General features: G+C 72.4%; 18 protein-coding genes. 9 read left to right on the top strand and 9 right to left on the bottom strand.

Annotated features, from left to right (window positions below):
- Positions 1 to 27: 27 nt before the first annotated feature.
- The 8 genes from QSK45_RS03705 to QSK45_RS03670 all read right to left on the bottom strand — a co-directional run bounded on the left by QSK45_RS03705 (position 28) and on the right by QSK45_RS03670 (position 7,829).
- A complete protein-coding gene (locus tag QSK45_RS03705) occupies positions 28 to 1,035 on the bottom strand; it encodes a beta-ketoacyl-ACP synthase III (protein ID WP_285553112.1) in 1,008 nt (335 codons plus the stop codon).
- Positions 1,032 to 2,012 (bottom strand): ferritin family protein, encoded by a 981-nt coding sequence (locus tag QSK45_RS03700; RefSeq protein WP_285553111.1) that lies wholly within the window; start codon positions 2,010 to 2,012, stop codon positions 1,032 to 1,034. The genes QSK45_RS03705 and QSK45_RS03700 overlap by 4 nt, the downstream gene beginning before the upstream one ends.
- On the bottom strand, positions 2,009 to 2,557 hold the full coding sequence (locus QSK45_RS03695; RefSeq protein ID WP_285553110.1) for a flavin reductase family protein: 549 nt from the start codon (positions 2,555 to 2,557) through the stop codon (positions 2,009 to 2,011). The genes QSK45_RS03700 and QSK45_RS03695 overlap by 4 nt, the downstream gene beginning before the upstream one ends.
- Positions 2,554 to 3,087, bottom strand: a complete 534-nt coding sequence (locus QSK45_RS03690; protein ID WP_285553109.1) for a hypothetical protein — start codon at positions 3,085 to 3,087, stop codon at positions 2,554 to 2,556. Before QSK45_RS03690 ends, QSK45_RS03695 begins: the two co-directional genes overlap by 4 nt.
- 21 nt (positions 3,088 to 3,108) lie before the next feature.
- The gene (locus QSK45_RS03685; RefSeq protein ID WP_285553107.1) at positions 3,109 to 3,591 is read right to left on the bottom strand and encodes a type II toxin-antitoxin system RatA family toxin; all 483 of its coding nucleotides are present in this window, start codon (positions 3,589 to 3,591) and stop codon (positions 3,109 to 3,111) included.
- A 2-nt stretch (positions 3,592 to 3,593) separates the two neighbouring features.
- Positions 3,594 to 4,889: an aspartate aminotransferase family protein gene (locus tag QSK45_RS03680; protein ID WP_285553106.1), complete on the bottom strand. Its 1,296-nt coding sequence runs from the start codon at positions 4,887 to 4,889 to the stop codon at positions 3,594 to 3,596.
- Positions 4,890 to 5,025: 136 nt separating this feature from the next.
- Positions 5,026 to 6,168: an acyl-CoA dehydrogenase family protein gene (locus tag QSK45_RS03675; protein ID WP_285553105.1), complete on the bottom strand. Its 1,143-nt coding sequence runs from the start codon at positions 6,166 to 6,168 to the stop codon at positions 5,026 to 5,028.
- 29 nt (positions 6,169 to 6,197) lie between these two features.
- On the bottom strand, positions 6,198 to 7,829 hold the full coding sequence (locus QSK45_RS03670) for an aldehyde dehydrogenase family protein (protein ID WP_285553104.1): 1,632 nt from the start codon (positions 7,827 to 7,829) through the stop codon (positions 6,198 to 6,200).
- Positions 7,830 to 7,981: 152 nt separating this feature from the next.
- On the opposite strand from QSK45_RS03670, the gene QSK45_RS03665 reads away from it, so the two are divergent.
- The 8 genes from QSK45_RS03665 (at position 7,982) to QSK45_RS03630 (ending at position 20,924) form a co-directional block, all read left to right on the top strand.
- The gene (locus QSK45_RS03665) at positions 7,982 to 8,281 is read left to right on the top strand and encodes an acyl carrier protein (RefSeq protein ID WP_285553102.1); all 300 of its coding nucleotides are present in this window, start codon (positions 7,982 to 7,984) and stop codon (positions 8,279 to 8,281) included.
- A gap of 11 nt (positions 8,282 to 8,292) precedes the next feature.
- The gene (locus QSK45_RS03660) at positions 8,293 to 14,040 is read left to right on the top strand and encodes a type I polyketide synthase (RefSeq protein ID WP_285553101.1); all 5,748 of its coding nucleotides are present in this window, start codon (positions 8,293 to 8,295) and stop codon (positions 14,038 to 14,040) included.
- A gap of 45 nt (positions 14,041 to 14,085) precedes the next feature.
- The gene (locus tag QSK45_RS03655; RefSeq protein WP_285553100.1) at positions 14,086 to 15,687 is read left to right on the top strand and encodes a long-chain-fatty-acid--CoA ligase; all 1,602 of its coding nucleotides are present in this window, start codon (positions 14,086 to 14,088) and stop codon (positions 15,685 to 15,687) included.
- Positions 15,688 to 15,725: 38 nt separating this feature from the next.
- Entirely contained in the window at positions 15,726 to 16,724 is a 999-nt protein-coding gene (locus tag QSK45_RS03650) for an LLM class flavin-dependent oxidoreductase (RefSeq protein ID WP_285553099.1), read from the top strand.
- A 29-nt stretch (positions 16,725 to 16,753) separates the two neighbouring features.
- Positions 16,754 to 17,521, top strand: coding sequence for a thioesterase II family protein (locus tag QSK45_RS03645; protein ID WP_285553394.1), 768 nt, complete (start codon positions 16,754 to 16,756; stop codon positions 17,519 to 17,521).
- A gap of 363 nt (positions 17,522 to 17,884) precedes the next feature.
- Complete coding sequence (locus QSK45_RS03640; RefSeq protein WP_285553098.1) at positions 17,885 to 18,835, top strand: diacylglycerol/lipid kinase family protein; 951 nt, start codon at positions 17,885 to 17,887, stop codon at positions 18,833 to 18,835.
- A 51-nt stretch (positions 18,836 to 18,886) separates the two neighbouring features.
- Positions 18,887 to 19,255 (top strand): nuclear transport factor 2 family protein, encoded by a 369-nt coding sequence (locus QSK45_RS03635; RefSeq protein ID WP_285553097.1) that lies wholly within the window; start codon positions 18,887 to 18,889, stop codon positions 19,253 to 19,255.
- Positions 19,256 to 19,355: 100 nt separating this feature from the next.
- Positions 19,356 to 20,924, top strand: a complete 1,569-nt coding sequence (locus tag QSK45_RS03630) for an MmgE/PrpD family protein (protein ID WP_285553096.1) — start codon at positions 19,356 to 19,358, stop codon at positions 20,922 to 20,924.
- Positions 20,925 to 21,019: 95 nt separating this feature from the next.
- Here the strand turns inward: QSK45_RS03630 and QSK45_RS03625 are convergent, their stop codons facing one another.
- Positions 21,020 to 21,760, bottom strand: coding sequence for a GntR family transcriptional regulator (locus tag QSK45_RS03625; protein WP_285553095.1), 741 nt, complete (start codon positions 21,758 to 21,760; stop codon positions 21,020 to 21,022).
- A 323-nt stretch (positions 21,761 to 22,083) separates the two neighbouring features.
- Between QSK45_RS03625 and QSK45_RS03620 the strand changes: the two genes are divergently transcribed.
- Positions 22,084 to 23,361 (top strand): extracellular solute-binding protein, encoded by a 1,278-nt coding sequence (locus tag QSK45_RS03620; RefSeq protein ID WP_285553093.1) that lies wholly within the window; start codon positions 22,084 to 22,086, stop codon positions 23,359 to 23,361.
- The last annotated feature ends 46 nt before the right edge of the window (positions 23,362 to 23,407 follow it).

The following is a 23,407-nucleotide window of genomic DNA, read 5'->3' as shown; positions in this document are numbered from 1 at the left end:
CCTTTCGAAGATCTTGCTGACGATCGGTCAGATGGTCTGCAGCTCGGGCCAGGTGAGGGTGGCCGCGCCCCAGGACAGCCCGCCGCCGAACGCGGTGAGCAGCACCCGGTTCCCCGCCGTGAGCCTGCCCTCGGCGGTGGCCTCGGCGAGCAGCAGCGGGATCGACGCGGCACCCGTGTTGCCGACCCGCGCGATGTTGCTGAGCCGCCGTTCCTCGGGAATGCCGAGCCGGTCCGAGACGGCCGCCAGGATGCGGGCGTTGGCCTGGTGCGCCGCGAACCGGTCGACGTCGGCCAGGCGCCAGCCCGCCCGCTCGGCGGCCTCGGTGGACGCGCTGGTCATGCGTTCCACCGCGTGCCGGTAGGTGTCCCGGCCGAGCATCCGGAAGAAGTAGTCCTCCGGGGCGGCCGGGCGGCCCGAGGAGCGCTGCTTGGAGCCGCCCGCCGGGACCTCGATCAGATGGCTCAGCTCGCCGTCGCTGCCGAGCACCAGCGGCCCGAGCGCGCCGGGTTCGCCGGGCGAGCCGGCCCGCAGCACCACCGCGCCCGCGCCGTCGGCGAAGATCACGGCGGTGGTGCGGTCCTCCGGGTTGATGATCGTGGTGAAGGCGTCGGCGGCGATCAGCAGGACGCTGTCGGCGACCCCGGAGGCGATCAGTCCGGCGGCGGACGCGAGGCCGTACAGGAACCCCGAGCAGACGGCCGCCACGTCGAAGGCGGGCACCTGACCGAGCCCCAGCCGCGCGGCCACCTGCGGGGCGGTCGCCGGACACGGCTGGTCGGGGGTGGTGGTGGCCAGCACCACCGCCCCGACCTGCTCGCCGCCCGCCGACTTCAGGGCCCTGAGGCCCGCCTCCACCGCGAGGTCGCCGGTGGAGGTGCCGGGAGAGACGAAGAACCGCTCGGCGATGCCGGTACGGGTGCGGATCCATTCGTCGGAGGTGTCGAGGCGCCGCGACAGGTCCTCGTTGGTGACGATGTTGGGCGGGACGTACGATCCGATCCCGGTGACGACAGCGGCCCGCCCGGTGCTCATGCGCCGGCCTCCGAGGCGAGGACCTCGACGGGCAGGCCCATGTACGCCATGCGGACCTCGGCCATCTCGTCGGTCCACCGCTCCGCCATGTCGTAGCGCTGCTCGGCGGTGGTGTCGAGGAGGCGGACGCCCGGCCAGACCTCGTAGTCGCCGATCAGGTCGGCGTGCTTGAACATGCCTTCCTGGAACAGCTCCTCACGGTGGATGACGAACTCCCGGTCCGGGATCTCGTCCCAGAGCTTGACGCCCGAACGCAGGATCTCCAGCAGGCGCGGGGTGTACTCGGGGTGCTTGGCGACGTGGTCGCGCAGGATGGTGCTGGCCACGGTGAGGTGGCGGATCTCGTCGATGGCGGTGCCGCGGGAGATCTCGCCCGTCGCCGGGGACAGCGGGGTCCACTTGCGCTCGCTGAGTTCGGCGGCGGGGGCGAGGACGCCCTCGATGATGATGGCGAACACGGCGACGCCGCCGGGGAAGTCGGCCTTGTCGCGGACGATGTCCAGGGTGAAGTCCACCACCGGGTCCAGGACCCGCTTGCGGTAGTCCCGGGCCATCTCCTCGATGTCGCGCAGCAGCGTGCTCTGCGGGATGCCGAGGTCCACCAGGTGCTGGCGGAAGACCCGGGCGTGCCGGGCCTCGTCGATCAGCTGGGTGGCGTAGAACTCCATCTCGGGGATGCCGGGCGCGATGGTCACGTAGTGGCCGAGCAGCCGGGTGGCCAGCTCCTCCGCGAGCGCCCGGAAGCCGAACTCCAGCACCAGGGCCTCGCGCAGCGGGCCGGGTGCCTTCAGGAAGTCGGGGGTGAGGGCGCTGTCGTGGTGGCCGGTGACACCGCGGTCGCGCAGGGTGCCCTGGGCGACGGAGGTGATCCAGTAGGCGAGGTCGCACTCCTCGGGGCCGAGGGTGAGTTCCTTCGCGCCGTCGAGCAGGCCGGGGGCCTTCTCCCAGTCGGCCTCGGGGGCAACGGGTGCGGTCATGATGCGGCGGTCTCCTTCGCCGGACGCAGGGCACCGGCGTACAGCCCGCCGGTGTAGCTCAGCAGCGGCAGGCCCTCGTCCGCGGTGGCCCGGACGACGTGGCCGAGCAGCAGCTCGCTGTCGCCCGCGGCGTGCGCGGAGTGGAACCGGCAGATGTAGTGGGCGAGGGCGCCCGCGATCAGCGGGGCCTGGGCGTAGCGGTCGGTGGTCCAGGCGAGGCCGGCGAAGGCCGCGCTGCCGTCGGGCCGCGAGCTGTCGGCGAACCGCCGTGCCACGTCGGCCTGTTCACCGCCGAGCACATTGACCGCGAACCGGCCCTCGTGGGCGGCGAGCCGGGCGAAGGACGAGCCCGCCCGCAGCACCACGCCGACCAGCAGGGGGGAACGCGAGACCAGGGTGACGGTGCTCGCGGTGGTGCCGTGCATCCGTTCCTCGGGGCCCGTCGTCAGCACGGACACCGCGGAGGCCAGGTGGTACAGGGCCCGCCGGCGCTCGGCCGGGTCCTGCCGCACCGCCCGGCGCACCGGGGTCGTGGCGGTGGTCATCGGACGGCCTCCGTCTCGCGGACGACGGGACGCGCGGGGACGTGTCCGACCGGCACCGGGTCCATCTCGTGCCCGACCGGCTTGGGGTGGGGCAGCCCCAGGTCGTCCAGGAGGTGCAGGTAGCCCTCCTGGCGCACCGGCTCGAAGGGCAGCGCGAAGGACTTCATGAAGTTGCCGAACAGGCCCCGGTCGCCGAAGAGATGGAACGGCAGCACCAGCAGCGCCCACTCCGGCTTGACCAGCCAGCACCACAGCGCGGCGACCACGCCCTGCGTGATGAGGCTGTGCATGACGTTGTAGAGGACGTAGTACGCCTTGTGGATCGGCCGGCCGCCGCTCTTGCGGAACGCGATGGCGCCGGGGATGTAGCCGATCAGGTCGATGTAGAGGAACAGCCCGAGCGCCGGCAGCCAGCGGATGTCACCGAAGTGGTAGATGATCATGCCGGTGGTGACGGCGAGGCCCACCAGGTACTCGGCGCGGTGCAGCGAGTAGGTGCGCGGGGTCTCGAAGGGGTTCGCCTGGTCCATGGTCAGCTCCTTCGCCCGGTACTACGCGCCGACCGTGGCCGGCGTGTTCAGCTCGATGCCGCCCTGGATGCGCACGGCCGGGTAGAGGCCGGTCAGGGCCCAGGCGACGGTCTCCTTGATGACCCGCTCGGCGATCGGGTCGAGGATGCCCTCCAGGCTCGGGATGCCGAAGTCGAAGTCGGCGTCGAAGCGCACGGTGACGTCCGCGCCGTTCTGCCGGAACGACCAGATCCCGGTGAAGGAGTCGAAGTCGCCGTCGGACTGCTCGAAGCGGATCTCGCCCTCCTCCGGCAGCACGGTGTCGTCCTCGGTCCAGCGCAGCAGGCCGCTGCGGAAGTGCAGCTCCCAGCTGGAAGAGGGCTTGGGGTCGGGGTAGGAGGAGTGCACGGTGGTCGCGTTCACGTGCGGCGCGAGGTCCGGGTACTTCTCCCAGCGCCGTACGGCGTGCAGGACCTGCTCGGCCTGCTCCGCGGGTATCAGGGCTTCGAGTTCGACGTGCCGCACGATCAGTTACCGCCTTCCGGCATTGTGGCCGCGCCCTTGATCAGGTCACGGGTGGCCAGGTCGAAGGAGTTGACGAGGTAGTCGACGTCGGTGTCGTTCAGCACGGCGGGCGGGGTGAACCGCACCACCGAGCTGCCGTTCATGGAGTGGTTGGCGACCACGCCGTGGTTGAACAGCTCGATCAGCAGCTCGCCGGCGAGGCCCGCCTCGACCAGCTCCACGCCGATGAGCAGCCCCTGGCCGCGGACGTCCACCACCAGCTCGGGGATGTTGCGGTGGGCGACCTCCGCGATCCGCGGCAGCAGCCGGGCGCCGAGATCCATGGCCCGGGTGACCAGGCGCTCTTCCTTGACGGCACGGACCGCGCCCTGCACCGCGGCCATCAGCACCGGCTGGCCGGAGAAGGTGGCGGTGTGGACGTAGGGGTCCTTGTCGAAGGGGCGGAACGCCTTGCGGGTGGCGATGGCCGCGGACACCGGCATCACCCCGCCGCCGAGCGCCTTGCCGGCCAGCAGCACGTCCGGGACGACGCCTTCGAGGTCGGCGCCCCACCACTCGCCGAGCCGCCCGAACCCGGACTGCACCTCGTCGAGGATGAGGAAGCCCTCGTACTCGCGGACCAGTTCCTCGACGCGCTTGAGGTAGCCCTTGGGCGGGATGATCACGCCGCCCTCGCCCTGGACCGGCTCCAGGATCACGCAGACCTCGCCGGGGTGGGCCTTCAGCTCGGCCTCCAGGGCGTCCGCGTCGCCGAACGGCAGGTGCAGGAAGTCGGGCACCAGCGGGCGGAACGGCGCCTGGTAGACGTCCTTGGCGGTCGCCGACAGGGCGCCCAGCGTCTTGCCGTGGTAGCCGCCGCGCATCGACACGGTCCGCTTGAAGCCGCCCGCGCGGGCCAGCTTCAGACCGGTCTCCACCGCCTCGGCGCCGGACAGCGCGAAGTGCACCCGGTCGAGCCCGGCCGGCAGCACGGAGACCAGCGCCTCGGCGGCGCGGGCGACCGTCGGCTCCAGCAGGATGCGGGTCGCGGTGGGGTGGGTGCGCAGCTGGCGCTCCACCTCCTCCATGACGATCGGGTGCCGGGCGCCCATGATGAACACGCCGTAGCCGCCCGCGTTCAGGAAGCGCTCACCGTCACTGGTGGTGAGCCAGGCGCCCTCGGACGCCACCTCCATGTGACTGCCGAACAACTCGGCGAGTGTGGCCCGTCCCTTGCTCAGGTGGGCCCGGTACAGGTTGAGGACCTCGGCCTCGTCGTCGACGACGGGGGCGTGGGGGGACTCTTGGATGACGCTCACGTGTCTCTCACTCCAAAGAGGGGGGACTTCTGGGACGCCGGTGATGGGGGTGCCCGGTCAGGGGCGCTGAGCCGTCTTCGTCCTGCGGCTCCGCCGCGCGGGCGCGACCGGCCGCATCCGGCCCGCGGCCGACGATCTACGCGAGAACCAACGGCCCGCCGTCGAAGTACGTCAGCAGCGGCTCCGACGCGGCGATCCGGGACGGCGGATGGAAGGCCAGCGCCCGCGTCGCCGCAGCGGCCTGGGCCGACCCGGAGTTCGTGATGAACTCCAGCCCGCCGAGCAGCTCCAGCGCCCGCGCCACGATGTCCGGCAGCGCGTTCTGCACCGCGTACCGGGCGACCAGCACCCGCGCCACCGACTCCTCGTCGCCCGGCTCGGGACCCGTGGCTCGGGCCACGCCCTCCAGGACGGCCAGCGCCGCCTCCATGTCGACGGCCAGCGCGGCCCGCGTGTCCGCGCTGCCGCGCTTGCGGGTCAGCACCTGCTCGACCAGTGCGGCGGCGGCGCCCGCGTATCCCGCGGAGATCAGCATCTCGAACCAGACGAACCCGGCGGACTGGAGGTCGTCCAGGCGGGTGGGATCGTCCGCGCCGGCCCGCACCACCATCTCGCTCGGCACGAACACGTCCTCCAGGCGCACCTCGTCGCTCTCGGCGCCGGCCAGCAGGTCGTTGCCCCAGAACTCGTGCACCGTCAGGCCCGGCGCGTCGGCCGGCACCAGGGCGAGCGCCAGCTCGGGCTCGCCGCCGTCCTCGCCGTGGATCGCGGTGGACGCGGTCAGCAGGCTCATCGAACGGGACAGGCTGCACGGCTTCTTGGAACCGGACAGCAGGAAGCCGCCCTCCACCGGGCGCGCGGTCACGGTCGGCTTGAGGATGTTCGCCGCGGTACGGCCCTCCGACCAGCCGGAGGCCAGCACCTGCTGGTCGGGCACGATCTGGTGCAGCAGCTGGGTCTGCGCGGCGGTGAGCCGGCCCGACTTGACGGCCAGCGAGTACAGCATGGCGGCGGTGAAGTGGTGCATGGAGACGGCCGCGACCAGCGAGGGGGAGACCGCGCCGAGCGCCAGCTGCACGCGCAGCGCCTCCAGCGGGGCGGCGCCGTGGCCGCCGTAGGTCCCGGGGATCAGCAGGCCCACCCCGCCGTGGATGCGGAAGAGGTCGATCACGGGACCGCCGGGTTTCTCCCTCTCTTCGTAGGGGAGCCGCTCCAGCTCCTTGAGCAGTCCGGGGTGAAACCGCTCGCACACGGTCCGGGCGACATCGAGGGAACGCACGGGAAAACCTCCGAGGACTGGGGGTGGGGTCAGGCGCCGAAGACCGCGTCGTACGGGCTGACGTCGCGGGCGATGCTCACTCCCTGGACGTGGGAGGTCTTGAGCATCGGGTAGTTGGCCTCGCCGAACGCGCCGCCGGTGCGGCCGGTGCCGCCGTGGCTCGGCAGGTAGGGAAGGAAGCCGATGTGGGAGTCGTTGACCTTCAGCAGACCGCCGTTGACCGTGCGCCGCACGAACGTCTCGATCACGTGGTCCGAGCGCGACCACAGGGAGTTGCGCAGCCCGTAGTCGTTGCTGTTGACGAATTGCAGGAACGATTCGAGCAGGGCGTCGTCATGGTCACGCTCGGCGACCACGATCGGGATCAGCGGGAAGAAGGTCTCCTCGCGGACCACGTCGTACGTGCGCGCCCGGTCCAGGCCGTCCACCCGCACCACCGTGGGCTGGAGGAACACGCCCGTCTCCGAGACCGTGCCGTCCACCTCGGTGCGGTTGCCGCCGGTGACCAGCTCGGCGCCGTTGTCCAGGGCCTGGCGCAGCAGCCGGAAGAAGCGCTCGCTGCGCCGAACCGGCGACAGCAGCACGTCCTCCTCCTCGGGCAGGCCCGGCTTGATGCCCTTGACCTGCTCCTTGACCTCGGCGATCAGCGCCTCGGCGACATCGGGGTGGACCAGCACGTAGTTGGGCACCATGCAGATCTGCCCGGAGCCGTAGAAGGCCTCGGTGATGGCCTCGGCCGCCCACTTCACGTCGGCGTCCTTCCACACCACGATGCCGTCGTTGCCGGCGAGTTCGAGGATCGGCTTCTTGCCGTGGGCCACGCAACTCTGCTCGAAGCGCAGGCCCTCCTGGCTGCCGCCGATGTAGAAGATGTCGTTGATCAGGGGGTCCGCGACCCAGCGGTCCATGGTCTGCTTCGGGTTGGAGCAGACCGCGTTGAGCACGCCGGGCGGGGCGTCGAACTCCTCCAGCAGCGGGGCGACGATGTCGCGGAGCAGCCACATGGTGGACAGGGCGATGCTGCGCGGGGCGCGGACGACCACCGCGTTGCCGGCCATCAGCGCCAGCACGCACAGCGCGGCGCTGGGCAGCGGGGCGTTCTGCGGCGGGTTGAAGGCGACCACGCCGTCGGGCTGGCGGTGGAGGATCAGCCGGCGGCCGTTGTACTCCTTCTCCACCCGCATCTGCTTGGCGTACCAGCGCAGCGAGCCGGGCGCGTAGATCTGGAGCAGGCAGCTCAGCTCCCAGCGGGCGAGCTTGACCGGGTGGGACTCGGCGACCAGCATCCGCAGGAACTCGTCCTCGTGCTTGATCAGTTCCTCGCGGAAGCGGGTGCCGAGCCGCATCCGCCGCTCCAGCGGCACCGCCGCCCATTCGGGGGCCGCCGCGGCGGCCGCCTGGCTGGCCAGGTCGATGGCGGCGTCGTCCGCGATCGCGCAACGCCCGACGACGTAGGGGTGCTTGGCCGCCTCGGACTCCGGGTCCTGTTCGAGGGAGCGCTTGAGGCTCACACTGGTGAACACGTCTTCCAGCAGCGAACGCCCGCTGACGGTGTACACCCAGCCGTCGCCGGCGACGTCCTTGCCCGCGATGTAGAGGTCGTAACTCTTCAATCCGGAAGGTGCCTCAGCACTCTCCTCCTGCGCGGCTTCGCGAAGCATCTCCAGCCTTTCGGATATGGCGTGTGGATTTCTTGAAGCAAGGCGAGCGTGACAGCGGAATCTGATCCGACGCTGACACCCGACTGATCCAGCCAACCGGACACACCCGCGCCGTCAGCGGGATGTCAGCCGCCGCTGCTTGCATGAGGCGCATGTCACCCGTCGACAGCACCATCCAGCGGTTGCGCGACCTGCCGCGCAGCGAACTGACCGAGGAAATCGAGACAATCGTCCTCAGGAAGTTCAAGGTCGTTCTCCTCATGGACGATTCCGAGGACCTCCCCGTCGACGTCTCCTACTTCGACCTCGGGCTCACCTCGCTGCGCCTGACCGAGATACGCCAGAGCCTGGAACAGCTCCTGGACCTGTCGATCAACGTCAACGTGCTCTTCAACGAGCCGACCATCACCCACCTCGTGGACCACCTGACCCAGGCCGTCCAGGAAGCTTGAGGAGTCGTTCCATGCCGCGGACGGAATCAGAGCAGGCGCCCGAGCCGGTCGCGATCGTCGGAATCGGTCTGCGGTTCCCCGGCGGCAGCGGCTCGCCCGACGAGTTCGACGACTTCCTGCGCGAGGGCCGCAGCGGGATCCGCCCGATCCCCACCGATCGCTGGGACGTCGAGGCGTTCACCCCCGAGGGGCCCGATGACAAGGGCAAGATCCGTGCCTCGGCGGGCGGCTTCCTCGACCGCATCGACCTGTTCGACGCGGGCTTCTTCAACATCTCGCCGAAGGAAGCCCGTTACATGGACCCGCAGCAGCGGCTGCTGCTGGAGACGGCCTGGCAGGCGCTCGAACACGCCGGCATCGACCCGGCCCCGCTGCGCCGCGGCAACGGCGGGGTGTACATCGGCGCCAGCTCCATCGACTACGCCCTTGAGCTGGACTCGCTGCCGTACGAGGAGCTGGACGGCCACCTGGCCTCCGGCATCACCATGTTCCCGCTCTCCGGGCGGCTCTCCTACTTCCTCGGCTGGCGCGGCCCGAGCATGAGCGTGGACACCGCCTGCTCCTCCTCGCTGGTCGCCCTGCACCTGGCCGTGCAGGCGCTGCGCGGCGGCGAGACGGACATCGCGCTGTGCGGCGGCGTCAACGCCCTGCACCACCCGCGTATCCCGGTGATGTTCTCCAACGCCCAGATGCTGTCACCGGACGGCCAGTGCAAGACCTTCGACGAGGCGGCCGACGGGTACGCGCGCGCCGAGGGCTGCGGCATCGTCGTCCTCAAGCGGCTCGGCGACGCCGAGCGCGACGGCGACCGCGTCCTCGCCCTGGTGCGCGGCACCGCGGTCGGCCAGGACGGCGACAGCGCGGGCCTGACCGTGCCCAACGGGCCCGCCCAGGAGAAGGTCATCCGCAGCGCGCTGGCCGCGGCCCGCCTCGCGCCCGAGGACATCAGTTACGTCGAGGCGCACGGCACCGGCACCCCGCTCGGCGACCCCATCGAGTTCGGCGCCATCGGTGACGTGTTCGTGGACTCGCACACCAAGGAACGGCCCGTGGTGGTCGGTTCGGTGAAGACGAACCTCGGCCACATGGAGCCGGCCTCCGGCATCGTCGGCGTGATCAAGACCGTGCTCCAGCTGCGCGCCGGGACGATCTATCCGCACATCAACCTGGACAACCCCTCCGGGCGCATCCCCTGGGACCTGTACCCGCTGCGGGTGCCCACCGAGTGCGAGCCCTGGAAGGCCGACGTGAAGCGCGCGGTCGTCAACAGCTTCGGGTTCGCGGGGACGATCGGGGCCGTGGTGCTGGAGGAGGCGCCGGCCCGCGTCGCCGAGGAGTCCGTACTTCCCGGCGCCGCCCCGATCTTCACCCTCTCCGCGAAGAACACGGGCGCCCTGCGCGAACTCGCCGGGCAGTACCGCCGGTTGCTGGACGAGCGGCCCGAGATCCCCCTCGCCGCGCTCTGCCACAGCGCCAACACCACCCGCGCCCACCACCCCTACCGGGTCGCGGCACCGGTCGCCGACCGCGCCGCCCTCGTCAAGCTCCTCGACAAGGCCGCCGAGCAGGAGCACGAGGGTCCGTCCGGCATCCGCAAGACCGCGTTCATGTTCACCGGCCAGGGCTCCCAGTACGCCGGCATGGGCGCCGCCCTGTACGAGGCGTTCCCCGTCTTCCGCGCCCGGGTCGACGCCTGCGACGAGCTGTTCGCCGTCCACCTCGGCCGCTCCGTACGGGAGTTGCTGCTCGGCACCGCCGCCGACCCCGAGGCCATCGACCGCACCGAGTACACCCAGCCCGCCCTGTTCACCCTGGAGTACGCGCTCGCCCAGCAGTGGATGGCCTGGGGCGCGAAGCCCAACGTGCTCCTCGGGCACAGCATCGGCGAGGTCGTCGCCGCCGCCGTGGCCGGGCTGTTCAGCCTCCCGGACGCCGTCAAGCTGGTCGCCGCCCGCGCCCGGCTGATGCAGGCCGTCACCGCCGAGGGCGGCATGGCCGCCGTCTCCGCGCCGCTGGAGGACGTCGCACCGCTCCTGGAGGGCCACGACGACCTGGCCGTCGCCGGCGTCAACGCCCCGGACCAGACGGTGATCTCCGGCGGCATCGCGGCCCTGGAGGAGGTCACCGCCGTCCTCACCGGGCGGGGCGTGCGCGTCGAGCGCCTCAAGGTCTCCCACGCCTTCCACTCCCCGCTGATGGCCGAGGTCTACGACGACTTCCGCACCGCCCTCGACGGCATCGAGTTCCACGAGCCGAGGATCAGCCTCATCTCCAACGTCACCGGACGCCTCGCCCGCTTCCGCGAGATCGGCAACGTCGGCTACTGGGTGCGGCACATCGGCGAACCCGTGCGCTTCCTCGACGGCATCCGCGCCGTCGCCAAGCGCGGCCGGCACGCCCTGATCGAGGTCGGCCCGCAGGCCGGGCTCACCGCGCTCGCCCGCCGCTCGGTCACCGTCGAGGACCACCTCTGGCTGGCCAGCCTGCGCCGCCGCGACACCACCACCGCGACCACCCTGACCGCCCTCGCCGAGTACTACGCGGCCGGGCTCAACGTCGCCTGGGACGGCTACCACGCCGGGCACCCCGCCCCGGCCCGCGTGGACCTGCCGACGTACGCCTTCCAGCGCAAGCGCTACTGGCTGCCCTCCGTCACCCCGCGCCGCTCCGCCGCGAACGGCACCGCGCGCCACCCGCTGCTCGGCACCGAGGAGCGATTCGCCAGCGGAGTGCGGGAGTTCACCGCCGAGTTCACCGCCGAGGAACTGGGCGCGCTCGCCGACCTCGCCGCGGACGACCGCACCGTGCTGCCCGCCGGCGCCTACGTCGACCTGCTGCTCGCCGTCCAGGACGCGGTCCAGGGCCACGCCCGCAACGCCGTTCGCGACCTCAGGCTGCTCGCCCCGCTGGAGCTGGCCGCCGAGACGGTCACCGCGCTCACCACCCGCTGGCGGCCGCGCCCCGGCGGCGGCGCCGACATCGAGGTGTACACGCTGGCCGGCGGCGAGGAGATCCTGCACGCCACCGCCGCGGTCGCCGCCGAACCGGAACCGCTCGTCCCCGTCTCGGAGCTGGCCGAGCTGGACGCGGTCCTCGCGCCGGCCGCCCAGCACATCGACGACGAGGACATCTACACCGACCTCGCCTCCGTCGGCCGCCCCCAGGGCCCCCGGATGCGCCTGCTCCTCAAGGCCGCCCGGCACGGCGACAGCACGCATTCCACCCCGCTCCCCGATGGACGAACGCTGTCTGCCGGGACGCTGGTCACCGGCGAGCTGACCGGCCGCGACGCCAGCGCCGTCGAGCACGTCCCGGCCGAACTCCTGGAGGCCGCCGCGCAGGCGCTGGTCGTCCTGGACCCCGAGGGCCCGGTGTTCGTGCCCCGCGAGATCGCCTCCGTACGGCACTTCCGCAAGCCGCGCGGCGAGCGGCTGCGCGTCCTCGCCCGGGTCCGCGGCGAGCAGGACCGGCGCCTCGCCGACGTGCTGCTGCTGGAGAACGGCGACCCGGTCGCCGAACTCCTCGGGGTGCGCATGGTCCGTCCCGAGGGCCGAGGCGGCCGCCGCCAGTTCCTGCACCGCCCCGAGTGGGTGCGCCGCGCCCTGCCCGCGCGTGGCGGTACGGCCGCCGCCCGGCACGTCGTCCTCCTCGACCCCTCGGCCGCCCGCGCCGCCGGACCGGCCGCCGAACCCGGCCTCAGGGTTACCTGGCTGCCCGACCTCACCGACCTCAAGGCCGCCCTGGAGGACCCCACCGTCACCGACGTGTGCCGGCTGTGGCACCAGCGTCCCGAGCCGATGTCCGCCGACCGGCTGCGCGCCGAGTGCGAGGAGAACTACCGCGAACTCCTCACCCTCATAGGCGCGTTGGAGACGGCGAACCGGCCGCCCCGGCTGTGGCTGGTGACCGAGGGCGCCCAGTGGCTGCCCGGCGATCCGGCGGGCGACGGCGGCCACCTCGGCGCGGCCACCCTGTGGGGCTTCGGCCGGGTGCTGCTCACGGAGTACGCGCAGTACCGGGCCACCCTGGTGGACCTCGCTCCGGGCAGCGGCCTCGCCCCGCTCGTCGAGGAGTGGCGGGCCGAACCGGCCGGCGAGTACCAGGTCGCCCACCGTCCCGGCCGCCGCTATGTGCGCCGGCTGCTCGCCGGTGACGCCGACCTCACCTGGACCGGGGGCTTCGAGCTGCGCGCCCCCGACTCCGGAGACCTGTCCGACCTGGTGCTCGCGCCGGTCGCCGACCGGGCCCCGGGGCCGGACGAGGTGCAGATCCGGGTGAGCGCCGTCGGCCTGACCGCCGAGGACGCGCGCGCCGCCCTGGACACCGGGCGCGCCGAACGCGCCGAGGAGACGGGAGAGGCCGGGGAGGTCGAACCCCCGCCGGTGCTCGGCCGGTCGGCCCGCGGGACCGTGCTCGCCGCGGCCGACGGCACCGGCTTCGCGCCGGGCGACGAGGTCCTCGTACGGTACGACGGGACCTTCCGCGCCACGCTCACCGTGCCCGCCGTCGCCGTCGTACCGGCCGCCGGGGACGACGACCGCGCGCTCCGCTTCCGCCTGGACGAGACCGGCGAGGCCCTGCGCACCGCCCTGTCCGACCCGTCCGGACCGGCCTGGGTGACCCTGCCCGGGGACCTGGCGGAGCGGCCCGAACCGGCCGACGAGGGCCCCGCCGGACTGCGCCCCGACCGCACCTACCTGGTCACCGGCGGTCTCGGCGGTCTCGGCCTGGTCACCGCCCGCAAGCTGGTCTCGCTCGGCGCCCGCCACCTCACCCTGGTCAGCCGCGGCGGCAGGGCCACCGAGGAGGCCGCCCCCGTCCTCGCCGACCTCGCGGCCGACGCCGAGATCGACGTCGTACGCGCCGACGTCTCCCGCCCGCAGGACGTCGAGCGGCTGGTCCGGCACATCGAGGCGGGGCCGTACCCGCTCGGCGGGATCGTGCACGCCGCCGGTTCCTACGACAAGAAGCTGATCTCCGAGCTGACCTGGGAGTCCATCGACGCCCAGCTCGCCCCGAAGGCGTACGGCGGCTGGCTGCTGCACGAGGCCGCCGAGACCTCCTTCCCCGACCTGGAGTTCTTCGTCACCTACTCCTCCATCGCCTCCGTCCTCGGCGGCGCCACCCAGGGCCACTACGCGGCCGCCAGCGCCGGGCTCGACGCACTCGCCGAGTGGCGCGGCCGGCGCGGGGTGCCGGGCCTGTCGGTCAACTGGGGCGCCTGGGCACGGGTCGGCATGTCCGCCCGGCTGGAGGAGCACCTCAGCCAGGAGATCGAACGCAGCGGCGTCCGCTTCTTCTCCCCGACCCGCGCCCTGGACACCCTCGCCCGTCTGTGGGGCCGCCCCCGGACCCAGCGGATCGTCGGCGAGTTCGACTGGGACCGTTACGTCTCCGGCAGCGTCAACGGCGACCTGTTCTACGACCGGCTCGCCCGCCAGGGCGCCGGTGAGAACGGCTCCGGCCTCGACCTCACCGCCCTCACCGCGCTCCCCGACGCCGACCGGCTCGCCGCCGTCACCGGCGTGGTCCGCGAGAAGGTCGCCGCCGTCCTGCACCTGGAGGAGGGCGACGAACTGGACCCCAACAGCGAGTTCGTGTCGCTGGGCCTGGACTCCCTGATGGCCCAGCAGGTCAAGGCCGCGCTGGAGCAGGCGTTCCGGCTGCCCCTGCCGGCCTCCCTCACCCATGACCACCCCACGGTGCGCGCGCTCGCCCAGTTCGTCGACGGGCAGCTCGCCCCGGCGCCGGCGGCGTGACGGCCGGACAGTCAGTCAGACGGTCAGACAGAGACGGCACACACCATGAGCGACATACCGAGGGAGCGCTGGACGCTCCACCACTCCGCCCGCGCCCACGCCGGCACCCGCCCCGACCACCCCGCGATCATCTGCGAAGGCCGCGTCACCACCTACGAGAAGCTGCACCGCGACAGCAACCGCGCCGCCCACGCCCTGCACACCAGCGGGGTGCGGCGCGGCGACCGGGTCGCCTACCTGGGCCGCGAGTCGGCGAACTACTACCTCGTGATGATCGCCTGCGCCAAGGCGGGCGCCGTCCTGGTGCCGGTCAACTGGCGGCTCACCCCAAGCGAGGTCGACCACATCCTGCGCGACTCCGGCGCCGCGCTGATCTTCGTGGACGACGAGTTCCGGGACACGGTCGAGGCCGTACGATCCCGGCTGCGCGGCCTGCGCCGGGTGATCCGCGTCGACGGCACCGACGCCGACGGCGAACCCGCGCGCGGCGCCGGCCTGCTCGCCTGGGCCGCCGACCAGCCCGAGACCGACCCGGTGCCCGGCACCGGCCCCGACGACGCCGTCATCCAGATCTACACCAGCGGCACCACCGGACTGCCCAAGGGCGCGGTCCTCGCCCACCGCAGCTTCTTCACCCTGCCGCACGCCAGCCGCGAGCGGGGCGTGGACTGGATCGACTGGCTGCCCGAGGACGTCGCCCTGATCTCCCTGCCGGGCTTCGGCGTCGCCGGCATCGGCTGGTTCCTGCACACCTTCAACGCCGGCGGCACCAGCGTGATCATGCCGCAGTTCGACCCGCAGGAGGCCGTCCGCCTCATCCGCGCCCACGGCGTCACCACCACCTTCGCGGCGCCCGCGATGCTCCAGGCGATGGCGTCCGAACGCGGCGCGGGCCCCGAGGCGTTCGTCTCCCTGCGCAAGATCGCCTACGGCGCCGCGCCCATGTCCGAGACGCTGCTCAAGCAGTGCCTGGAGACCTACCGCTGCGAGTTCGCGCAGATCTACGCCAGCACCGAGACCGGCAGCGTCGCCGTCTGTCTGCCGCCCGGCGACCACCACACCGGCAGCACCCGGCTCACCTCGGTGGGCCTGCCCTGCCCCGGCAACGAGATCAAGGTGATCGGCCCCGACGGCGAGAGCCTGCCGCCCGGCGCCATCGGCCAGGTCTGCGTGCGCGCGCCCTCCCGGATGCTCGGCTACTGGAACCTGCCCGAGGCCACCGCACGCACCCTGGTGGGGGAGTGGCTGTACATGGGCGACGCCGGGTACCTCGACGAGGACGGCTACCTCCACCTCTGCGACCGCATGAACGACACGATCATCGTGGCCGGGCAGAACATCTACCCCGCCGAGGTCGAGAAGGCCCTCGCCGCCCACCCGGCGGTCGCCGACGCGGCCGTGGTGGGCCTGCCCGACGAACGCTGGGGCGAAAGCGTGCACGCGGTGGTCGTCCTGCGCCCCGGCACCGAGGCGACCCCACGCGAGCTCCTGCTGTCCCTGCGCGGCCGCATCGCCGACTACAAGATCCCCGGCACCTACCACTTCGCCGACACCCTCCCGCGCAACCCCTCGGGCAAGATCCTGCGCCGCGCCGTGCGGCAGCAGCTGACGGCGGCGACGAGCGCGCCTGCCGGGAGTGCCGTATGACCACCTTCCCCGACGTCCCCGCGGAGAGTGAAAAGCCCATGAGTACCGAACCGCTGCGGATCGGCATCCTCCTCCCCACCCGTGAACAGGCCATCAACGGCACCTACGCCGCAGCGCCGTTGCTCGACTTCGCCAAGAACGCGGAAGCCCTCGGCTTCGACTCGCTGTGGGCCGGCGACTCCCTCACCGCCCGCCCCCGCCTCGACCCCCTGATCGTGCTGTCCGCCGCGGCGGCGGCCACCCGGCGCATCACCGTCGGCACCGCCGCCCTCACCCCGGCCCTGCGCCACCCCCTCATCGGCGCCAACATGATCTCCAGCCTCAGCCACGTCGCCGCCGACCGGCTGATCCTGGGCCTCGGCTCGGGCTTCCCGATGGCCGAGACCGAGGAGGAGTTCAACTCCGTCGGCGCCTCCTTCCAGGGCCGCGTCGGCCGTCTGGACGAGATCGCCGCGCTGTGGCGCACCGCCTGGCGCGCCGGCGAGGACGGCGAACCCACCGTGTTCGAGGGCAGGTTCTGGCAGGCCGAACACCTGGACCGGCTGCCCTCGCCCGCCGTCCCCGGCGGCCCGCCGCTGTGGCTGGCCGGCAGCGACACCCCCAAGGTGCTCGCCCGTGCCGCCACCCGCTACGACGGCTGGCTCCCCTTCCTCCCCGACGTCGACGCCTACGGCCGCGCCGCCGCCCGCCTCGGCGAACTCGCCGCGGAGGCGGGGCGCACGGTGGTCCCCGGGCTGTACGCCACGGTCACCGTCAACAGCGACGAGGCCGCCGCCGAGGCCGAGTTGGAGCACTACATCAGCCACTACTACGGGCGCTCCCTGGAGCAGATGCGCACCATCCAGGCCTACGCCTGGGGCAGCGCCGAGAAGTGCGCGCAGTGGCTCGGCGGATACGTCCGCGCCGGCGCCCGGCACCTGGTGATCCGCATCGGTTCCCTCGACCCGGAGCCCCAGTTGAAGGAGATCGCCGAGGTGCTGCTGCCCGCGGTACGCGCCCTCGGCAACGGACCCACCCTAGGGAGCACGCAGTCGTGACCACCGCCATCGGCACCATCGGCAGCCAGATGTCCAGCGAGGGACACTGGTTCCACCCCGTGGAGCCCTCGCCCGACGCCTCGATCCGGCTGTTCCTGCTGCCCCACGCGGGCAGCGGCGCCATCATCTACCGCGACTGGGAACGCCTGCTGCCGCCGGACATCTCCCCGCAGGCCGTCACCCTCCCCGGCCGGCACAACCGCCGCGAGGAGGAGACGTACGAGAACTTCTGGCCGCTCCTCGAAGCCCTGCACGAGGCCGTCCTCAACGACCTGGACGACCGGCCCTTCGCCTTCTTCGGCCACTGCCTCGGCGCCCAGCTGGCCTTCCGGCTCGCCATCCGCATGGAGGAGGAGGGCGGTCCGGCCCCGGTGATGGTCGGCATGTCCGGCTGGTCGCCGGTCGGCTTCTTCAAGCCGACCGAGGAGCAGAGCCGGATGCCGGAGGCCGAACTCGTCGAGTGGATCAAGAAGTTGGGCTCGTTCCCGGCCGCGGTCTACGACAACCCCGAGATGCTCGCCCTCGTCGTACCGGCCCTGCGCGCCGACCTGCGCGTCGCCGGTGACTACGACGACGACGGTGCCGGCGTCAGCTGCCCGCTGGCCTCCTACGGCGGCCGCAGCGACCCGCTCCAGGAGGCCCCGGACGCCATGAGCCACTGGGCCGCGCGCACCCCGTCGTACCTCGGACACAACGAGTACGAGGGCGGCCACTTCTACATCGACACCCACGCCCAGGCCGTCACCGCCCACTTCGCACACCGGCTCCAGCGGACCGTGGCCACCGCCGTGAGCTGACCGGGAAGGGCGCGTCGGCGCCGTGCCGGCGGGCCGGCCAGGCCACCGCACCGTGGGTGCCGACGGCCTGGGCCGTGCGGCCGCGCGGGCGTCCCGCGCGGCCACCCCGCCGCCGCGTCGCGCGCCCGCCGCTTCGAGCGGCGGGCGCGGTCGGTTCGAACGGCGCTCCCGCGGTCCGTTCGACGGCGCGTGAGCGCTCGGTTCCAGCCGCGGCGCCCGTCCGCCGACCGGTGCGCCCGTCCGGTCCTCGCCCTCGTCGCCCGGCCGCGTCAGCCGCGTGTCAGCGCCAGGTCAGGACCCCTTGGCAGAGTCATCCGTGTTCCGTCCACCGCCGGTGCGTCCGACGTGAGGAGAGCGCCCGTCATGGCAGACACCGCAGCACCCGGACCCACCCGGGCCCTGATCCTGGCCAACCCGGCCTCGGGCAGTCACACTCCTGAACTCATCCGCGAGGTACGGGAGTTGTGCGCGTCCTGCCTCGACCGGGCCGAGGTCCACTCGACCACCGGACCGGGGGACGCGACGGTCGCCGTGCGGCGCGCCCTGGAGCGCGCCGACGACGCGCCCGACTTGATCGTGGCCATCGGCGGCGACGGCACGGTCCGAGAGGCCGTCCAGGGACTGGTGCCGGCCGACGGCGGGGCCGGCCTCGCGGTGGTGCCCGGCGGCACCGGCAACTCCGGCTACAAGATGCTGTGGGGCGAGCGGCCCTGGAGCGAGTCGCTCAAGGCGATCCTCACCGACCACGGCGTCGGCGGCAGCGCCCGGCTGCGCCGGCTCGACCTGGCCCGCCTCGCCGAGACCCGCAACTACGTGTACCTGGGCGCCTGCTCGGGCGTCATCGCCGATGCGCTGATCACCGCCAAGCAGGTGCCGCTGACCGGCCGGGAGCGCTACGTCCGCGCCTTCGCCGACACCGCCGACGGGTACGAGCCGTACCCCGGGCGGGTCACGGTCGACGGCCGGATCGTGCACGAGGGCCCCACCGTCCTCGCCAACGTGGGCGGCGGCCCCTACCGCGGCGGTCGCTTCCACGTACTGCCCGACTCGCTGCTCGACGACGGACTGCTCGACGTGTGCGTCATCGGCGGCGACGTCCCGGCGGCCGAGGTCCCCCGACTGACCTTGAACGCCGCCCATATGAGCCATCCGGCGACCGTGTACGCGCGGGGCCGCCGGATCACCGTGGAACGCACCGACGGCCGCCGCCTCCCGCTGGAGCACGACGGTGAGTACCAACACGGCATCGGCGCCGCGGCCACCTTCGAGGTGCTCCCCGGAGCCCTCCCCGTGTGGGCGCCTGCCACCCCCTGAACCAACCGTCCGAAGAACCGAAGAAGCACCACCAAAAAGGAGATCGCCCGCATGAGCGACCTGACCACCACCGTCACCCGCTACCTCGACATCTGGAACGAGGCGGACGCCGACAAGCGTGCCGCGGCCATTGCCGAGCTGTTCACCGCCGACGCCCCGTACATCGACCCGCTGGCCGCGGTCGAGGGTCACGCGGGCTTCGCGGCCGTGGTGGCCGGCGCCCGTGACCAGTTCAAGGGCCTCTCCTTCGAGCTGCACGGCGCGGTCGACGCCCACCACAACCAGGCCCGCTTCCAGTGGGGCCTGGTGACCGAGCCGGGCGCCGAGCCGATCGCCATCGGCTTCGACGTCCTCGTCGCCGACGAGGCCGGCAAGATCAAGGCCGTCTACGGCTTCCTGGACAAGGTCCCGGCCGCGTAACACCGCACACGCGTCGCGGGAGCACCGGGCCGATCCGGTGCTCCCGCACCCGTGCCGAGGCCGCCGTCCCCCCTCGACGCACGCACGGAAGGTACCCGCCATGACCGCCGTCCTCGCGGAGAGCGTCGTCCGCGCGCTGTGCGCCGACTGGGCCGAGCAGGCCGAGGCGTCGCCCCCGCCCGCCCGCCGCTCCTCCGGCGCGGACACCCCGCTGCGCGAACTGTCGCACTGGGCCGCCACGTTGCGCCCGCAGGACGTGCCGTGCCGGGTGCTCAAGCTCGCCGCGAGCCAGGTGCTGTCGCAGATCGCCTCCATCCGGGCCGGACTCCGCCACCCGCTCGGCCGCAAGCTGGTGGCCGCCTTCGGGCATCCCATGCAGCGCGACCCCCGACAGGCCGCCGGGGTCTTCGCGGCGCTCGGCTCCTGGCTCAACCTGGACGACACCGCGTACGCCGGACACCTGTCGAACTCCACGGTCGCCGTGCCGCTCGCCTTCGCCTACGCCCGCCGCCTGGACGGGCTCTCGCTGCTGACCTCGGTGATCGTGGCCAACGAGTGCGCGGCCCGCATCACCGCCTCCGCGACGCTCGGCCCCCTGCGCGGCCAGAGCGCCGTGCACACGCACCTGGCCGGCGCGGTCGCCGGCCGGCTGCACTGCGACCGGGCGCCCGCGAGCCTGTACGAGAACGCGTTCGGGCTGGCCTTCGCCATGCCCAACTGGCCCCTGATGCGCGCCTTCCTGGCCAGCGACGCCCGGCTGTTCAACACCTTCACACCGGTGCGCACCGCGATGGACGCCTGCGACGCGGCGTACGCCGGGCTGCGCGGCGCGACCGACATCATGGAGCACAGCGACGGCTTCCTCGCCCGCTTCGCCACGGTGCCGCTGCCGCAGGCGGTGGCGAAGGGGCTCGGGCGGCGCTGGCACACGGACACGCTGTCCTTCAAGATGCACCCCGGCGGGCCCGGTATCGACGCGGCCGTGGACTGCGCGGCGGAGATCCACCGCGAACTCGGCGCGGTGCGCGCCGCGGACGTCGCCGAGGTCGTCGTCGAGGCATCCCTGTACACGCTGTTCGCGGGGGAGCGGGCCGCGAGCTACGTCACCGGGCCCGGGTCCCCGCTGGGCGCGCTGGTCCTGGACGTGCCGTACCCCGTGGCCACCACCCTGCTCACCGGCGAGTTCTCCGTGGACGACTTCTCCTCCCCGCGCGTGGACGAGCCGGACCGCTGGGCCCTGGCCAAGCGGGTCCGCCTGGCGCACGACACCGAGATGACCCGTGAACTGTTCCTGTCCGACGCCCCGTTCGGCGAGGCGGTCCGGGAGGCGGGGGATCTTGCGGTGCCGTGGCTGCGCGGCTTCGGCGGCGACGAACTCGTGGACCTGGTCGGCGCCGTGCGCGCCGACGACCGCGACTTCTCCCGCTCCACGAAGGCCACGGGCGCCCGCGTGACCGTCCGCCTCACGGACGGCCGCAGGATCTCCCGCACCCGCCTGATCCCGGTCGGCGCCGCGGGCCCGGAGACGCGTGCCTCCCACATCGACCTGGTCCGCGAGAAGTTCCTCTCGGTGGGCGGCTCCCAGGAGGTCGCCGACACGGTGGACCGCCTGCACCGGATGCGTCCGGGGGCGGTACGGCGCTGGATAGAGACGGCGTTCCTGGACTGAGGGGGCCGCCGCGGTCCGGGCGTCGGGCGCTCCCCGGCGCCCGCCGGGCACCGCCCCATCCCGCGGCCCCCTGCCCGCCCTCCTGACGCCCCGCCCTACGCCTCCCGAACCGCGGGCCGGCGCAACGTCGCGACGAACTTGTACCGCGACCCCCGGTACACCGCCCGCACCCACTCGACCGGCACCCCCTCCGCGTCCCGTGAGTGCCGGGAGAGCAGCAGCATCGGCAACCCCACATCCGTCGCCAGCAGCGCGGCTTCCCGCGGCGTGGACAGCGACGTCTCGATCGTCTCGTCGGCCGACGACAACCGCACCCCGTACACCTCGGACAGCGCGGTGTACAGCGACGGACAGGACGCCAGCACCCCCCGCAGCCCGGGAAACCGCCCGGACGACAGATGCGACGTCTCGATCGCCATCGGCTCCCCGCCGGCCAGCCGCAACCGCTCGATCCGCAGCACCCGTTCCCCGGCCGCGATCCCCAGCAGACCCGCGAGCCGCTCATCCGCCGGCACCTCCCCGACGTCGAGGACCTGCGACGCGGGCGAGAGCCCCTGTGCCCGCATGTCCTCGGTGTGCGAGGTGAGGTGCAGCGTCCGATACAGCTTCGGCTGCGCCACGAACGTCCCCTTGCCCTGGACGCGGTCCAGCCGCCCCTCCCCGACCAGCTCCTGCAGCGCCTGCCGCACGGTCGTCCGGGACGTGTCGAACCGCTCGGCGAGAACGCGTTCGGCCGGCACCGCCGCACCGGGCTGGAGCGCCTCGGTCATGGCGAGCAACCGCTGCTTGATCCGGTAGTACTTCGGCACGCGCGCGCCGCTGACGTCGGTGGTCATGCCTGCCTTCCGGCTGGGTCGCTGGGCTCCCGTTATAGCGACCAAGTGCCCTATGGTCTAGTCCAAACGAACGGACCGGGCGAAAGGGGCGGACACGCCCGCGGATAGGGGTCGCAAGTGGACGAAAGTACTCCGGTGACTTTCTCGTAACGGCCTCCGCCCGCTTCCGGGGCCACCCTTGACACCCCGAAAGGTCTAGGCCAAGCTCCAGCGTACTGGTCTACACCATTAGTGGCCAGGTCCCGAGCCCTACGTGCAGCAGCGTCGTACGCAGGTCACCGCCGAGGGCGTGGGGGGTTAGTGGCATCCCTGAGGAGGGTGGCGTGAAGCGCAAGCTCGCTTCCGCGATCGTGATCGCGGGCGTGATGGTCTCCGTTGCGGCGTGTGGCGGAAACGACGGCGACGGGAGCAAGGACGCGGGGCCGGACAGCTGGAAGGGCCAGACCCTGACCGTGTGGACCATGGACGGCTCCGCGCCGCCGCAGTGGTCCAAGGACGTCCAGGCGGCCTTCGAGAAGAAGACCGGCGCCAAGCTGAAGTTCGAGATCCAGAAGTGGGACGGGATCCAGCAGAAGATCACCACCGCCCTCTCGGAGGACAACCCGCCGGACGTGCTGGAGGTCGGCAACACCCAGACCCCCGCCTACGCGGCCACCGGCGGCCTCGCGGACCTCGGCGACCTCAAGCAGTCCATCGGCGCCGACTGGACCGCCTCGGTCTCCGAGTCGTCCGTCTATGACGGCAAGCAGTACGCGGCGCCCTGGTACTTCGCCAACCGTGTCGTCGTCTACAACAAGAGGATCTGGGACCAGGCCGGCATCAAGACGACGCCGAAGACCCGTGACGAGTTCCTCAAGGACCTCGACACCATCGGCAAGAAGACCGACGCCGAGCCGATCTACCTGCCCGGCCAGAACTGGTACTTCCTCGACGGCCTGATCGTCGGCCAGGGCGGCGACCTGGTGAGGAAGCAGGGCGACAAGTACGTCTCCAACCTCGCCGACCCCAAGGTCGCCGCGGCCATGGAGATCTACAAGAAGTACGCCGCCTACTCCAAGGCCCCCAAGGACAAGGACGAGGCCACCCCGCAGCAGGCCACCGTCTTCGCCAAGGGCAAGACCGGCGCGTTCATCGGCATGGGCTGGGAGGCGGCCACCGCCGTCCAGGCCGACAAGTCCATCGAGAAGGACCTCGGCTACTTCACCATCCCCGGCGCCACCGCCGACAAGCCGGAGGGCGTCTTCCTCGGCGGCTCCAACCTCGCCGTCGCCCAGAACAGCAAGAAGCAGTCGCTGGCCAAGGAGTTCCTGAAGATCGCCCTGTCCGACCAGTACGAGGGCGAACTGGCCAAGCTCAGCGGGGTCATCCCCAACAAGGAGTCCCTGGAGAGCAACCTCAAGGGCAACGCCGCCGCGGAGGCCGCGGCCCCGGGCGCCTCGGTCGGCGGTACCACCCCGCTGATCCCCGAGTGGGCCGCGGTGGAGAACACGCCGAACCCGATCAAGTCGTACATGACCGCCGTGCTGAACGGCAAGTCCCCGGCCGCTGCCGCCAAGGACGTCGAGGGCGAGATCAACCAGCGCCTCGCCCAGCAGAACTAGCCCCGCGCCGGGGGCGTCGCCACGACGCCCCCGGCTCACCTGCGCC

The organism is Streptomyces hygroscopicus subsp. hygroscopicus, assembly GCF_030269125.1.
GTDB lineage: Bacteria > Actinomycetota > Actinomycetes > Streptomycetales > Streptomycetaceae > Streptomyces > Streptomyces hygroscopicus_C.
This window is presented reverse-complemented; position numbering and strand designations above follow the sequence as displayed.